Consider the following 13,541-nt stretch of genomic DNA (forward strand, 5'->3'; position numbering starts at 1 on the left):
GGCACGGGCAATGGCCACACGTTGTTTTTGACCCCCTGAAAGTTGTTTTGGTTTAGCTTTCCAGTATTGTTCCCCCATACCAACTTTCTCCAAGTTAGCTTTGGCGATGCTCTCAGCTTCTTTGCGGTCACGTTTGAGAACGGTTGTTTGAGCTACGATAGCATTTTCCAAAACATTAAGGTTTTCAAAGAGGTTGAAAGATTGGAAAACCATACCGAGTCTTTCACGATAGGTAGTGAGGTCGTAACCTTTTTCAAGGACATTGTCTCCATGATAGAGGATTTCACCACCTGAAGGGGACTCGAGTAGGTTAATAGAGCGAAGGAAGGTTGATTTCCCTGAACCTGAAGAGCCAATAATTGAGATAACCTCACCCTTTTTGACGCTGAGGGAGATATCTTTGAGGACTTCATTTTTTCCGTATGATTTTTTGAGGTTTTTAATTTCTAAAATCGTTTCAGTCATTAGTGAACCCCTCCTTGTGTGTAAGTATCTTGATCCAAACGGCGTTCTACATAACGCAAGATGCGTGTCACTGTGAAGGTGAGGACAAAGTAGATTGCTGCGATAACAAAGAATGTTTGGAAGTATTGATAAGTTTGGCTTGCAACAGTGTTACCTGCGAAGTAAAGTTCCACAACAGAGATAACGTTCAAAACAGAGGTATCCTTGATATTGATAACGAACTCATTACCAGTAGCTGGCAAGATGTTACGGATAACCTGTGGAAGAACAATCTTACGCATGGTTTGACCATGGGTAAATCCAAGAGCAGTTGCAGCTTCAAATTGTCCTTTATCTACAGCGAAGATACCACCACGAACGATTTCACTCATGTAGGCTCCGGTGTTGATAGAAACGATGAAGACAGCTGCTAGGGTACGGTCAATGTTGATACCAAAGGCCTGGGCAGTACCGTAGTAGATAACCATAGATTGTACAATCATTGGCGTACCACGGAAAACTTCGATATAGACATTAAGAACCCAACCGAAGAGTTTTTGGAGCAAGGCTACAAATTTATTAGCAGCTTTAGGAGCTGTGCGGTAAACACCAATCATAAGACCGATGAAAGTACCCACAACTGTACCGATAATTGAGATAAGAAGGGTAATTCCTGTACCACGTAAGAATTGTGGCCAGTTCTTAGCGATGATAGCGCTCATCTGACTAAAGAAGTTTCCTTTTTTAGCCTCATCAGCCTTATCTGCAGGTTGGATGGCAATGATGTGGTCCATCAGTTTGACACGTTCCTCTAGGCTGATTCCAGCAAGGACCTTATTGACTTGTTCCATTTGCTGGCTGTCTCCTTTACGAAGACCGACGGCCAAGGACACGTCATCGTCTGAAACCTGGAAACCACCATCTTTAAGCGTAATCATCTTATATTTTGAGCTAGCTTCTTCGGCAGTTTTGGCTTCAGGACGCTCTGAAACATAACCATCGATGATACCAGATGCAAGGGCTTGTCGCATAGCGCCGAAGTCTCCCATAGCTGTTTGTTTGCTGACGTCTGGGATTTGGTCAATCAAATTATAGAGATAAACCCCTTGTTGAGCTGTGATTTTAGCATCCTTGAAGTCTTTGAGGCTCTTAGCGTTGGCATAATCACCATCAGAGCTAACAACCATAACAGGCTCACTTCGGTAGTAGCTATCTGAAAAGTCAATTTCTTGACGACGTTCAGCTGTTGGACTCATACCAGCGATAATCATATCGATCTTGCCAGAAGTGAGGGCAGGAATCAAACCTGTCCAAGCTGTTTTGACCACCAAGGGTTTCTTACCTTGGGCTTGAGCAATTTTTTTAGCGATTTGCACGTCATAACCGTTGGCATACTGTTTAGTACCTTCGATTGAAACGGCTCCGTTTGAGTCATCGTCCTGTGTCCAGTTGAAAGGTGCATAGGCAGCCTCCATACCGACACGGAGATACTCGTCTGCTTGAGCGCTTGATACCCCGCCAAAAACGAGGAGGAGCGCTGCAAAGCAGGCTACAATAATTTTTTTCATTGAAACAATGTCTCCTATAAAAATGTCATACCTTACTATTTTACAGGAAATTAGGACTAATGACAATAAGCTGGGATTAGAAAAACAATCTCTATATCAAGATTGTCTTCAAATACAAGTTGTAATTTGATATAATGGGAAGGACGATTTGGAGCCTTAATCATTTTTGGTGTGATGAGGCTAGCATTTTAAAACGGAGATAATTATGCAAACGGCACAATTTATTATTGAATTACTAAAAGCAGTCTTTCTTGGGATTGTCGAAGGAATCACAGAGTGGCTACCTATTTCATCTACAGGTCACTTGATTTTGGTTAATGAATTCTTGAACTTGAGACAGAGTAAAGATTTCATTGATATGTTTAATATCGTAATCCAACTTGGTGCTATTCTTGCGGTTATGGTCATCTACTTTAAACGCTTGAATCCCTTCCAACCTGGTAAGACAGCACGTGAAGTGCAGTTGACTTGGCAACTTTGGCTTAAGGTGGTCATTGCCTGTATTCCCTCAGCCTTCTTTGGGCTTCTTTTAGATGACTGGATGGAGGCTCATCTCAGTAATTTCTTTGTAGTAGCTATCATGTTGGTGTTCTACGGGATTGCCTTTATTTGGATTGAGGACCGCAATCGACGTGTAGAGCCTAAGGTAACGGATTTGGCACGTATGTCTTACAAGACAGCTTTCTATATTGGTCTTTTCCAAGTCTTGAGTATCATTCCAGGGACAAGCCGTTCAGGTGCTACTATTCTTGGGGGTATCATCGTTGGTACTAGTCGTAGCGTGGCTGCTGACTTCACTTTCTTCCTTGGTATTCCAACCATGTTTGGTTACAGTGGCCTTAAGGCAGTTAAGTACTTCATTGACGGAAATACTTTGACAGGTGGACAAGTAGCTATTCTCTTGGTAGCTAGTGTGACAGCCTTTGTTGTCAGCTTGTTCGTGATTCGCTTCTTGATGAATTACATTAAGAAACATGATTTTACAGTTTTCGGAAAATACCGTATCGTGCTTGGTATTATTGTGCTTCTCTATGGAGCTGTTAAACTTATTTTTGGATAATTACTTTTAAGTAAACTGAAAAGGACTTCAATTGGAGTCCTTTTTATCTGGTTTTGAAATCATTTGTGGATAAGTTTTCCAAAGATGAGATAAGCCAGCAACCATAGGACCAATCCGCAAGTCAAGAAGCTAGCTAGGATTTTCAAGAGGTCCACGACATTATGCAAGGGATACCATCCGGACAAACAGAGAATTGGAAGGATGGTAACACACATGATAGAGAAGTGGAGAAGAGATTGCTGTTTGAGCGATAAACGGTTATCGTCGTAAATGGGAGCAGTTGCTAGTATGATGGCAACGATTAGTCCTGTAAGAAAGGTAGATTTGTTCACTTGATAAGGTTGCCCCGACAAGTAGAGAAAGAGCGTCAATAAACTCGTTATTCCTCCAGCAATGCTAGCTCGTAGCCACCCTTTTTTATAGGCAGTCATGGTCATCACCTCCGTGTATATCTTCACTTTCATTATACTCCATTTTAGGATAGGTGACGGGTATAAATAGGAAAATACAAGGTTTTGTTAGCATTAAGAAGTTTTTAGAAATCCTTTCCAAAATAAGACTCAAACTTGCTCAGAAATTGCTATCTCTTGGCTTTTCTAGTATAATGAAATAACTACTCGTGCGAGGTTTTTTACATATGGAAATGAAACAAATAAGCGAGACAACTCTAAAAATCATGATTACCATGGAAGATCTTGAAGAACATGGTATGGAATTGAAAGATTTCTTGATTCCCCAGGAAAAAACAGAGGAATTTTTCTATACTGTCATGGATGAGTTGGACTTGCCTGATAACTTTAAAAATAGTGGGATGCTGAGCTTCCGTGTCACGCCACGCAAGGATCGTGTGGATGTCTTTGTGACTAAATCAGATCTTAAGGAAGACCTTGATTTCAATGATTTGTCAGATATGGATGACTACTCAGGGCTTTCTCCAGAAGAGTTCCTAAAGGCTCTTGAGGGTAATTTTATGGACAAGGGTGACATCGAAGCACACCATAAGCTTGAAGAGCTTGAAAAGACCTTGGAAGAGGTTGATAAAGCTATGACAGAGCCTACTAAGGAAGTGGCTGAAGAAAATATTCGTGAAGACTATACCCACTATGTCTTGGCCTTCTCTGATTTTGATCAAGTGGTGACTTTTACGCAAGGTTTGAAGGATGTACCTGTTGAAGGTTCTGAGCTTTATAAACTTGGGGATGTCTACTACATGACGATCCTTCTTTACTTGGCTGAAGAGCCTGATTATTACGCGAACAATATGTATGCGCGTTTTCTTGAATATGCGAATGTGGCAGACCGAACACGTGCCTACCTACAAGAGCATGCAACAATCTTGATGGAAGAGGACGCCTTACCGGTACTACAAGCAACGAAATGGAGCTAAGACATGCCTTGGACCATTAACTATATATTCGTTTTGATTGGGACCTTTTTGATTGCCATTGTGGCGACCCCTTTGGTACGCTCTTTGGCCTTACGTGTCGGAGCTGTTGACAATCCCAATGCAAGACGTATCAATAAAAAGCCAATGCCTAGTGCTGGTGGTTTAGCTATTTTGTTGGCCTTTGTACTAGCGACCTTGGTCTTTATGCCTATGATTATCCATAAGGATATCTGGCATGTTTCCTACATCAGGTATATCTTACCGGTTGTTGTGGGAGGATCTGTCGTGGCTTTGACGGGCTTCATTGATGATATCTTGGAATTAAAGCCTCTACCTAAGATGCTTGGTATTGTTATTGGAGCTGTCATCGTTTGGGCTTTTACAGACTTCCGATTTGATAGCTTTAAGATTCCATTTGGTGGTCCCATGATTCATTTTGGGCCGGTCTTGACCTTGATTTTAACGGTGTTATGGATTGTGGCCATCACCAATGCCATTAATCTGATTGATGGTTTGGACGGCTTGGTTGGAGGCGTTTCCATCATTTCCCTTATGACTATGGGGGTGATCTCTTATTTCTTCCTCTATGATACTGATATTTTCTTGACCATGACTATCTTTGTCTTGGTGGCTGCCATTATGGGCTTCTTCCCTTACAATTATCATCCAGCAATTATCTATCTAGGTGATACAGGGGCGCTCTTTATTGGCTTTATGATTGGTGTCTTGTCATTGCAAGGATTGAAAAATGCAACTGCAGTGGCTATTTTGTCACCTGTTATTATCCTTGGAGTGCCTATTGTTGACACAGTGGTAGCCATTGTCCGCCGTAAATTGTCAGGGCGTCCAGCCATGGAGGCTGACAAGATGCACTTGCATCATCGCCTTCTAGCAATGGGCTTCACTCATCGAGGAGCGGTTCTGGTGGTTTATGCCATCGCTATCCTCTTTTCATTGATTGCCCTCTTGTTAAACGTTTCCAGTCGTCTCGGTGGTATTCTCTTACTCTTAAGTTTGATTTTGGGAATGGAAATTCTGATTGAAGGGCTTGAGATTTGGGGCGTTGGTCGAACACCACTCTTCAACCTTCTGAAATTTATCGGGAATAGTGATTATCGCCAAGCAACCATGTTAAAATGGAAGCAAGGGCGAAAAAATTAAACATTTGAAAAGCCAAGTAATGGCTTTTTTGTTATAATGACTCTAATTAAGGAAAATGGAAGTTCTCTTTTTATTTTCCAGAAAATAGCAAGACTATTTTCGAAAAAATAATGCAATTTAGCGAGCAAGTGCTCGCTGTATATATGAAAAAGGAGTATACAATGTCTGTACTTGAAATCAAAAATCTTCATGTGTCTGTTGAAGATAAAGAAATCTTGAAGGGTCTTAATTTGACTCTTAAAACTGGTGAGATTGCTGCTATCATGGGTCCTAACGGAACTGGTAAATCTACCCTCTCAGCTGCGATTATGGGTAACCCAAACTATGAAATCACAGAAGGGGACATCCTTTTTGATGGTGAAAGCATCCTTGACTTGGAAGTTGACGAACGTGCACGCCTAGGTCTTTTCCTTGCTATGCAATATCCAGCTGAAATCCCAGGAATCACAAACGCTGAGTTCATCCGTGCGGCTATGAACGCTGGTAAAGAAGATGACGAAAAGATTTCTGTTCTTGATTTCATCACTAAATTGGATGAAAAGATGGAATTGCTAGGTATGCGTGAAGAAATGGCTGAGCGTTACCTTAATGAAGGTTTCTCAGGTGGTGAGAAAAAACGTAACGAAATCCTTCAATTGCTCATGTTGGAACCTAAGTTTGCTCTTCTCGATGAGATTGACTCAGGTCTTGATATCGATGCCCTTAAAGTGGTTTCAAAAGGGGTTAACGCTATGCGTGGCGAAGGCTTCGGTGCTATGATTATCACTCACTACCAACGTCTCTTGAACTATATCACTCCAGATGTCGTACACGTAATGATGGAAGGTAAAGTGGTTCTTTCAGGCGGTCCTGAATTGGCTGCTCGTCTTGAGCAAGAAGGTTATGCGAAAATCGCTGAAGAGCTCGGTTACGAGTACCACGAAGAAGCGTAAGTCTGTTACTCGAAATAACTAGAAAAGGAGTAACCTATGTCAAAAGAATCTATTATCGCTTTTTCACAAGCAAAAGCAGAGCTACTTTGGTTGCAAGACCTTCGTCAAGCAGCCTTCGATAAGCTTGAAAGTTTGGCTCTTCCAAAAATTGAGTGTGTTAAATTCCACCGTTGGAATCTCGGTGATGGAACGATTACTGAAAATGAACCATCAGCAAATGTGCCTGATTTTACAGCGCTTGGAAACAACCCTAAATTGGTCCAAGTAGGAACAAATACTGTACTTGAACAATTGCCAGCCGACTTGATTAGCCAAGGTGTGGTCTTTACAGACCTTACGACTGCTCTTGAGGAAATCCCAGAAGTCGTTGAAGCCTTCTTTGGTAAGGCTGTAGCCTATGATGAGGACAAATTGGCAGCTTATAACTATGCTTATTTCAATAGTGCAGCAGTCCTTTATGTACCAGATAATGTTGAAATTGACTTGCCAGTTGAAAGCTATTTTTACCAAGATGGAACTTCAAATGTTCCATTTAACAAACACGTTTTGATCGTAGCTGGTAAAAACAGTAAATTGACTTACCTTGAGCGTTTTGAAACGCTAGGTGAAGCGACTGAAAAAGCTAGTGCCAACATTTCGGTTGAAGTCATTGCTCAAGATGGTGCACAAGTTAAGTTTGCGGCTATTGACCGTTTGGGTGAAAACGTCACAACTTATATTAGTCGTCGTGGTCGTATCGGTCGTGATGCCAGCATTGACTGGGCTCTCGGGATCATGAACGAAGGCAATGTTATTGCTGACTTTGATAGTGACTTGATTGGCAATGGAAGTCATGCCAACCTCAAAGTTATTGGTCTTTCATCAGGGCGTCAGGTTCAAGGAATTGATACTCGTGTGACTAACTACGGTAACAACTCTGTGGGACATATCCTACAACATGGTGTTATTTTGGAACGTGGTACTTTGACTTTCAATGGTATTGGTCACATTGTCAAAGGTGCTAAGGGTGCTGATGCACAACAAGAAAGCCGTGTGCTTATGCTTTCTGACAAGGCACGTTCAGACGCTAACCCAATTCTCTTGATTGACGAAAATGAAGTTACAGCAGGGCATGCTGCTTCAATCGGTCAGGTAGATCCAGAGGATATGTATTACCTCATGAGTCGTGGACTTGATCAAGACACCGCAGAACGTTTGGTTATTCGCGGTTTCTTGGGAGCAGTTATTACTGAAATCCCAGTTAAAGAAGTGCGCGATGAAATGATTTCTGTAACTGATACAAAACTAAACAAACGTTAGGAACTATCGACTCAGATAGTCTAACCTATGATATATCTAGATAGGGAGATAAGATGTCAGCTTTAGATGCCTATAAGATTCGACAAGATTTTGCCATTTTAGATCAGGTAGTTAATGATGAACCTTTGGTATACTTGGATAATGCAGCAACGACCCAGAAGCCCCAAGTAGTTTTGGACACTCTCATGGCCTACTATCATGAGGACAATGCCAATGTTCACCGTGGTGTGCATACTTTGGCTGAGCGTGCAACAGCTGCTTACGAAGCTAGTCGTGAAAAGCTTCGTCAGTTTATCAATGCTAAATCAACCAAAGAGGTCCTCTTTACACGTGGAACGACAACTGGTCTTAACTGGGTTGGTCGTTTTGCAGAGCAGGTTCTTGAGCCAGGAGATGAGGTGGTTATTTCAATTATGGAACACCACTCGAATATCATTCCTTGGCAGGAAGCTTGTAAGAAGACAGGGGCTAAACTTGTTTATGCCTACTTGAAAGATGGCCAATTGGATATGGAAGATTTGGCCAACAAGATTACTGAAAAGACAAAATTTGTCAGTCTAGCTCAGGTCTCTAACGTTTTAGGCTGCATCAATCCTGTCAAAGAAATTGCCAAGCTTGCCCACCAAGTTGGTGCCTATATGGTGGTGGATGGTGCCCAATCGGCGCCTCACATGGCCATTGATGTTCAGGATTTGGATTGTGATTTCTTCACCCTTTCTGGCCATAAGATGTTAGGTCCAACAGGGATTGGGGTTCTTTATGGCAAGGAAGAGATTCTCAACCAGATGAATCCTATTGAATTCGGTGGTGAGATGATTGATTTTGTTTATGAACAAGAAGCCACTTGGAAGGAATTGCCTTGGAAATTTGAGGCTGGTACACCTAACATTGCGGGGGCTATTGCTCTTGGAGCTGCTGTGGACTACCTCTCTGCTTTAGGCATGGAAAATATTCATGCTTACGAGCAAGAATTGGTAGACTATGTTTTGCCTAAGCTTCAGGCGATTGATGTTCTGACAGTCTACGGTCCAGAAGATCCTAGCCAGCATGCAGGTGTTATTGCCTTTAATATTGATGGGCTTCACCCTCATGATGTGGCGACAGCTCTTGATTATGAAGGAGTGGCAGTGCGTGCGGGTCACCACTGTGCTCAGCCTTTAATTAATCATTTAGGAATCTCATCAGCTGCCCGAGCAAGTTTCTATATTTACAATACTAAAGAGGATTGCGACAAGCTTGTGGAGGCAATTCTTGCGACGAAGGAGTTTTTCAATGGCACTCTCTAGACTAGATAGTTTATATATGGCTGTTGTGGCCGATCACTCTAAGAGCCCTCACCATCATGGTGTCCTACCAGATGTGGAGCAACTTCAACTGAATAATCCGACTTGTGGAGATGTTATCAATCTGTCAGTTAAATTTGATGGTGACGTGATTGAAGACATTGCCTTTGCTGGTGATGGTTGTACTATTTCTACAGCTTCATCAAGTATGATGACGGATGCAGTTATTGGAAAAAGCAAGGCAGAGGCTTTGGAACTAGCGGAGATTTTCTCTCTTATGATTCAAGGAAAACATGACATCGCTACAGGTAAATTAGGTGAAGCCAAGCTTTTGGCGGGGGTTTCTAAATTTCCACAACGTATCAAATGTGCAACACTCTCTTGGAATGCGCTCAAAAAAGCCATAGAGAGAAGCGAGCTTTAGGAAGTCAAGGAGCAGTTAGTCTCCTTGCCCAAGCAAAAAGGAAAACGAATCAAACCTTTAATAAAGGAAAATACTATGACTGAAACAAATGAAAAAGTAGAACCAAAACCCATTGATTTGGGGGAATATAAATATGGTTTCCATGATGATGTGACACCAGTCTTTTCAACAGGAAAAGGAATCAGTGAAGATGTGGTCCGTGCCATGTCTGCTGAAAAAGGGGAGCCTGAGTGGATGCTTGAATTCCGCTTGAAATCACTAGAAACCTTTAAGAAAATGCCTATGCAAGAGTGGGGACCAGATCTTTCGGAAATCGACTTCGATGACTTGACATATTTCCAAAAAGCGTCAGACCGACCTGCTCGTGACTGGGAAGATGTACCTGAAAAAATCAAGGAAACCTTTGAACGTATTGGTATCCCCGAAGCTGAACGTGCTTACCTGGCAGGGGCTTCAGCTCAGTATGAATCAGAAGTGGTTTACCACAACATGAAAGAAGAGTATGACAAGTTGGGTATTATCTTTACAGATACGGACTCAGCTCTTAAAGAGTACCCAGAACTCTTCAAGAAGTACTTCTCAAAACTGGTTCCACCAACAGACAATAAATTTGCGGCCCTTAACTCTGCCTTCTGGTCAGGTGGTACCTTTATTTATGTACCTAAAGGCGTCAAGGTGGATATTCCGCTTCAAACCTACTTCCGTATTAACAATGAAGCAACTGCCCAGTTTGAACGTACCCTTATCATCGTTGATGAAGGTGCCAGCGTTCACTATGTGGAAGGCTGTACGGCACCAACCTATACTTCAGCCAGTCTTCATGCAGCCATCGTTGAAATCTTTGCACTTGAAGGAGCTTATATGCGTTATTCAACCATTCAAAACTGGTCAGATAGCGTCTATAATTTGGTAACCAAACGTGCCACTGCTAAGAAAAATGCTACGGTTGAGTGGATTGACGGTAACCTTGGTGCTAAGAAAACAATGAAGTACCCATCTGTTTACCTTGATGGAGAAGGTGCGCGTGGTACCATGCTTTCAATCGCCTTCGCCAATGCAGGTCAACACCAAGATACAGGGGCTAAGATGATTCACAATGCACCGCATACATCATCATCTATTGTTTCTAAATCAATCGCTCGTAATGGTGGTAAGGTTGACTACCGTGGACAAGTTACTTTCAACAAGGATTCTAAGAAATCGGTATCTCACATTGAATGTGACACCATCTTGATGGATGATTTGTCTAAATCAGATACTATCCCATTTAACGAAATCCACAACTCACAAGTTGCCCTTGAACACGAAGCTAAAGTTTCTAAGATTTCTGAAGAGCAACTCTACTACCTCATGAGCCGTGGACTCTCAGAACAAGAAGCAACAGAGATGATTGTCATGGGATTTGTGGAACCATTTACCAAAGAACTTCCAATGGAGTATGCTGTTGAGCTTAACCGCTTGATTAGTTATGAAATGGAAGGATCAGTTGGGTAAAAACTCTGATTATCTAAAGGGACCAGATGGTCCTTTTTGTTTTGCATGAAAAATCAGGAAATGGGCTATAGATAATTGTTAGGAACAGAGTAATTGCAAAATGCAGAAAGCGTTTACAATCTGTATTTAAAAAGATATAATAGATTTGAATAGCAAGTAATGGAGGGGACTAATATGGGAGTGTATAACAGTGACTGGCTACTCAATCAAATTCGAGGGACAGCTAATGTGGTCAGTAAGGCTTTTAAGTTTGAGACTTTAGATATTGATTTAGATCAGGTGGAGGACGAGCAAGGTCACACTATTGATGGTAATGACTATATTGACGACTTGTTGATCCATGAACAGTATGATCAGGCAACTACCTTCATTCATAGTCAACTCAAGCGTTTGACAACTAATGACTATAATCTCCTTGTCAGCGTCTATATTGAGTATTTGGAGAATTTGCCACCTGTAATAAGGCAAAAACACCATTTTGATGATAGAAAAATAACAAGTTTGAGGGAAAAACTATCCGAATTTTCATGGTAATTTGGTAGAGAGTGTGGAAGAGAAACGCCGAGCGTTTACGATTTTTCCACCCTCTTTTTTGTGTTATAATAGAATCACTATGGATAAATTAATTAAAACAATTTCAGAATCAGGTTCTTTCCGTGCTTATGTTCTTGATAGCACAGAAACTGTTAGAACCGCACAAGAAAAACACAATACTCTATCATCATCGACAGTTGCTTTGGGGCGTACCCTTATTGCCAACCAAATCTTGGCTGCTAACCAAAAAGGTGAAAGCAAAATTACGGTTAAGGTTATCGGAAATAGCTCTTTTGGGCATATCATCTCTGTAGCTGATACCAAAGGACATGTTAAGGGCTACATCCAAAATCCAGGTGTGGATATCAAGAAAACAGCGACTGGTGAAGTTTTAGTGGGTCCTTTCATGGGGCAAGGACAGTTTGTCTCAATCATCGATTATGGAACCGGTAATCCTTACACGTCATCAACACCACTTATTTCTGGTGAAATCGGTGAAGACTTTGCCTACTATTTGACAGAATCTGAGCAAACGCCATCTGCTGTTGGTCTTAATGTACTTCTTGATGAAGAGGACAAGGTTAAGGTTGCTGGTGGTTTCATGCTTCAGGTTTTACCAGGAGCTAGCGAAGAAGAAATCGCTCGTTACGAAAAACGCATCCAAGAGATGCCAGCCATTTCAACGCTTTTGGAGTCTGATGACCATATCGAAGCTCTCTTGAATGCCATTTATGGGGATGAACCTTTTAAACGTTTGTCTGAAGAGGAGCTTAGCTTTGAGTGTGATTGTTCACGCGAACGTTTTGAAAATGCCCTCTTGACGCTTGGTAAGGATGAACTTCAAGCCATGAAAGACGAGGATCATGGGGCTGAAATCGTCTGTCAATTCTGCCAAACCAAGTATGAATTTTCAGAAGCTGACTTGGAGGAACTCATCAATGACTAAACTTAATTCGTCCTTCATGATTGGAAACGTGGAGATTCCTCATCGTACAGTATTAGCTCCTATGGCAGGTGTGACCAACTCGGCTTTCCGTACTATTGCCAAGGAATTTGGTGCAGGTCTCGTGGTTATGGAGATGATCTCTGAAAAAGGGCTCCTCTACAATAATGAGAAAACCCTTCATATGCTTCATATCGATGAAAATGAGCATCCAATGTCTATCCAGCTTTTCGGTGGTGATGCTGAGGGCTTGAAGCGTGCAGCCGACTTTATCCAGACCAATACCAAGGCTGATATTGTTGATATCAACATGGGTTGTCCAGTCAATAAGGTCGTTAAAAATGAAGCGGGTGCCAAGTGGCTCAAGGATCCAGACAAGATTTACCACATCGTCAAGGAAGTAACATCAGTACTTGATATTCCTTTGACTGTTAAGATGCGTACAGGTTGGTCAGACAGTGATTTGGCTGTGGAAAATGCTCTTGCAGCTGAGTCTGCAGGTGTTTCTGCCCTTGCTATGCACGGCCGTACTCGTGAGCAGATGTACACAGGTCACTGTGACCACGAGACGTTGGCCCGTGTTGCTAAGGCTATCACTAAGATTCCATTTATCGGAAATGGTGATGTTCGTAGCGTTCAAGATGCCAAACTCATGATTGAGGAACTTGGTGTAGATGCGGTTATGGTGGGACGTGCAGCTATGAACAATCCTTACATTTTCACGCAAATCAACCACTTCTTTGAAACGGGAGAGGAGTTGCCAGAGCTTCCATTTGATAAGAAATTGGACATCGCTGAAGACCACCTCAAACGTTTGGTAGATCTTAAAGGTGAAAAGATTGCTGTTCGTGAATTCCGTGGTCTTGCACCACACTATCTTCGTGGAACAGCGGGAGCAGCCAAGGTTCGTGGCGAAGTCTCACGTGCCGAGTCTGTGGCTCAGGTCGAAGAAATCTTTGCAACTTTGCGATAAATCTATATCTGATGAAAACTTAACCAGCTTGGTTAGGTT

Annotated in this window: 14 protein-coding genes; 11 read left to right on the top strand and 3 right to left on the bottom strand. The window is 42.0% G+C overall.

All coding sequences use genetic code 11. The features are described 5' to 3' along the window. Both HMPREF2571_RS04500 and HMPREF2571_RS04505 read right to left on the bottom strand, forming a co-directional pair. The coding region (locus tag HMPREF2571_RS04500; RefSeq protein ID WP_141760058.1) for an ATP-binding cassette domain-containing protein at positions 1 to 465 on the bottom strand (465 nt) is incomplete at its 3' end. Next, on the bottom strand, positions 465 to 2,012 hold the full coding sequence (locus HMPREF2571_RS04505) for an ABC transporter substrate-binding protein/permease (RefSeq protein ID WP_070847272.1): 1,548 nt from the start codon (positions 2,010 to 2,012) through the stop codon (positions 465 to 467). The genes HMPREF2571_RS04500 and HMPREF2571_RS04505, both read right to left, overlap by 1 nt. A 205-nt stretch (positions 2,013 to 2,217) precedes the next feature. Here HMPREF2571_RS04505 and HMPREF2571_RS04510 point away from each other — a divergent pair, with 205 nt between their 5' ends. After that, positions 2,218 to 3,072, top strand: a complete 855-nt coding sequence (locus HMPREF2571_RS04510) for an undecaprenyl-diphosphate phosphatase (protein ID WP_070847274.1) — start codon at positions 2,218 to 2,220, stop codon at positions 3,070 to 3,072. Positions 3,073 to 3,131: 59 nt separating this feature from the next. Here HMPREF2571_RS04510 and HMPREF2571_RS04515 read toward each other — a convergent pair whose 3' ends face one another. Beyond that, positions 3,132 to 3,503 carry a DUF3021 family protein gene (locus HMPREF2571_RS04515; protein ID WP_070847292.1) on the bottom strand — a complete coding sequence of 124 codons (372 nt, stop codon included), beginning with the start codon at positions 3,501 to 3,503 and terminating at the stop codon, positions 3,132 to 3,134. A gap of 206 nt (positions 3,504 to 3,709) precedes the next feature. Between HMPREF2571_RS04515 and mecA the strand changes: the two genes are divergently transcribed. From mecA to dusB, 10 genes are all read left to right on the top strand, one after another. Further along, positions 3,710 to 4,459: an adaptor protein MecA gene (gene mecA, locus HMPREF2571_RS04520; protein WP_041817183.1), complete on the top strand. Its 750-nt coding sequence runs from the start codon at positions 3,710 to 3,712 to the stop codon at positions 4,457 to 4,459. A gap of 3 nt (positions 4,460 to 4,462) precedes the next feature. Further along, complete coding sequence (locus tag HMPREF2571_RS04525; protein WP_045771696.1) at positions 4,463 to 5,620, top strand: glycosyltransferase family 4 protein; 1,158 nt, start codon at positions 4,463 to 4,465, stop codon at positions 5,618 to 5,620. 161 nt (positions 5,621 to 5,781) lie between these two features. After that, the gene (gene sufC, locus HMPREF2571_RS04530; protein WP_002883600.1) at positions 5,782 to 6,552 is read left to right on the top strand and encodes a Fe-S cluster assembly ATPase SufC; all 771 of its coding nucleotides are present in this window, start codon (positions 5,782 to 5,784) and stop codon (positions 6,550 to 6,552) included. Between the two features lie 36 nt (positions 6,553 to 6,588). Next, complete coding sequence (gene sufD, locus HMPREF2571_RS04535) at positions 6,589 to 7,851, top strand: Fe-S cluster assembly protein SufD (protein WP_002886437.1); 1,263 nt, start codon at positions 6,589 to 6,591, stop codon at positions 7,849 to 7,851. Positions 7,852 to 7,904: 53 nt separating this feature from the next. Further along, complete coding sequence (locus HMPREF2571_RS04540) at positions 7,905 to 9,137, top strand: cysteine desulfurase (RefSeq protein ID WP_014633668.1); 1,233 nt, start codon at positions 7,905 to 7,907, stop codon at positions 9,135 to 9,137. Then, positions 9,124 to 9,558 carry a Fe-S cluster assembly sulfur transfer protein SufU gene (gene sufU, locus HMPREF2571_RS04545; RefSeq protein WP_070847276.1) on the top strand — a complete coding sequence of 145 codons (435 nt, stop codon included), beginning with the start codon at positions 9,124 to 9,126 and terminating at the stop codon, positions 9,556 to 9,558. The genes HMPREF2571_RS04540 and sufU overlap by 14 nt, the downstream gene beginning before the upstream one ends. 75 nt (positions 9,559 to 9,633) lie before the next feature. After that, positions 9,634 to 11,052, top strand: a complete 1,419-nt coding sequence (sufB, locus tag HMPREF2571_RS04550; protein WP_070847278.1) for a Fe-S cluster assembly protein SufB — start codon at positions 9,634 to 9,636, stop codon at positions 11,050 to 11,052. A 174-nt stretch (positions 11,053 to 11,226) separates the two neighbouring features. Beyond that, positions 11,227 to 11,586, top strand: coding sequence for a hypothetical protein (locus tag HMPREF2571_RS04555; RefSeq protein ID WP_070579699.1), 360 nt, complete (start codon positions 11,227 to 11,229; stop codon positions 11,584 to 11,586). Between the two features lie 79 nt (positions 11,587 to 11,665). Further along, on the top strand, positions 11,666 to 12,532 hold the full coding sequence (gene hslO, locus HMPREF2571_RS04560) for an Hsp33 family molecular chaperone HslO (RefSeq protein ID WP_002883609.1): 867 nt from the start codon (positions 11,666 to 11,668) through the stop codon (positions 12,530 to 12,532). Continuing rightward, a complete protein-coding gene (gene dusB, locus HMPREF2571_RS04565) occupies positions 12,525 to 13,502 on the top strand; it encodes a tRNA dihydrouridine synthase DusB (protein WP_002883588.1) in 978 nt (325 codons plus the stop codon). The genes hslO and dusB overlap by 8 nt, the downstream gene beginning before the upstream one ends. Positions 13,503 to 13,541 lie beyond the last annotated feature (39 nt).

Origin of the sequence: Streptococcus sp. HMSC068F04 (genome assembly GCF_001837455.1) — a bacterium.
GTDB classification, from domain to species: Bacteria; Bacillota; Bacilli; order Lactobacillales; family Streptococcaceae; genus Streptococcus; species Streptococcus salivarius_D.

Bases quoted from the DNA above. Each gene is read 5' to 3' on its own strand.
- HMPREF2571_RS04505 (WP_070847272.1), bottom strand. From the start codon at position 2,012: ATGAAAAAAATTATTGTAGCCTGCTTTGCAGCGCTCCTCCTCGTTTTT.
- HMPREF2571_RS04510 (WP_070847274.1), top strand. From the start codon at position 2,218: ATGCAAACGGCACAATTTATTATTGAATTACTAAAAGCAGTCTTTCTT.
- HMPREF2571_RS04515 (WP_070847292.1), bottom strand. From the start codon at position 3,503: ATGACTGCCTATAAAAAAGGGTGGCTACGAGCTAGCATTGCTGGAGGA.
- mecA (WP_041817183.1), top strand. From the start codon at position 3,710: ATGGAAATGAAACAAATAAGCGAGACAACTCTAAAAATCATGATTACC.
- HMPREF2571_RS04525 (WP_045771696.1), top strand. From the start codon at position 4,463: ATGCCTTGGACCATTAACTATATATTCGTTTTGATTGGGACCTTTTTG.
- sufC (WP_002883600.1), top strand. From the start codon at position 5,782: ATGTCTGTACTTGAAATCAAAAATCTTCATGTGTCTGTTGAAGATAAA.
- sufD (WP_002886437.1), top strand. From the start codon at position 6,589: ATGTCAAAAGAATCTATTATCGCTTTTTCACAAGCAAAAGCAGAGCTA.
- HMPREF2571_RS04540 (WP_014633668.1), top strand. From the start codon at position 7,905: ATGTCAGCTTTAGATGCCTATAAGATTCGACAAGATTTTGCCATTTTA.
- sufU (WP_070847276.1), top strand. From the start codon at position 9,124: ATGGCACTCTCTAGACTAGATAGTTTATATATGGCTGTTGTGGCCGAT.
- sufB (WP_070847278.1), top strand. From the start codon at position 9,634: ATGACTGAAACAAATGAAAAAGTAGAACCAAAACCCATTGATTTGGGG.
- HMPREF2571_RS04555 (WP_070579699.1), top strand. From the start codon at position 11,227: ATGGGAGTGTATAACAGTGACTGGCTACTCAATCAAATTCGAGGGACA.
- hslO (WP_002883609.1), top strand. From the start codon at position 11,666: ATGGATAAATTAATTAAAACAATTTCAGAATCAGGTTCTTTCCGTGCT.
- dusB (WP_002883588.1), top strand. From the start codon at position 12,525: ATGACTAAACTTAATTCGTCCTTCATGATTGGAAACGTGGAGATTCCT.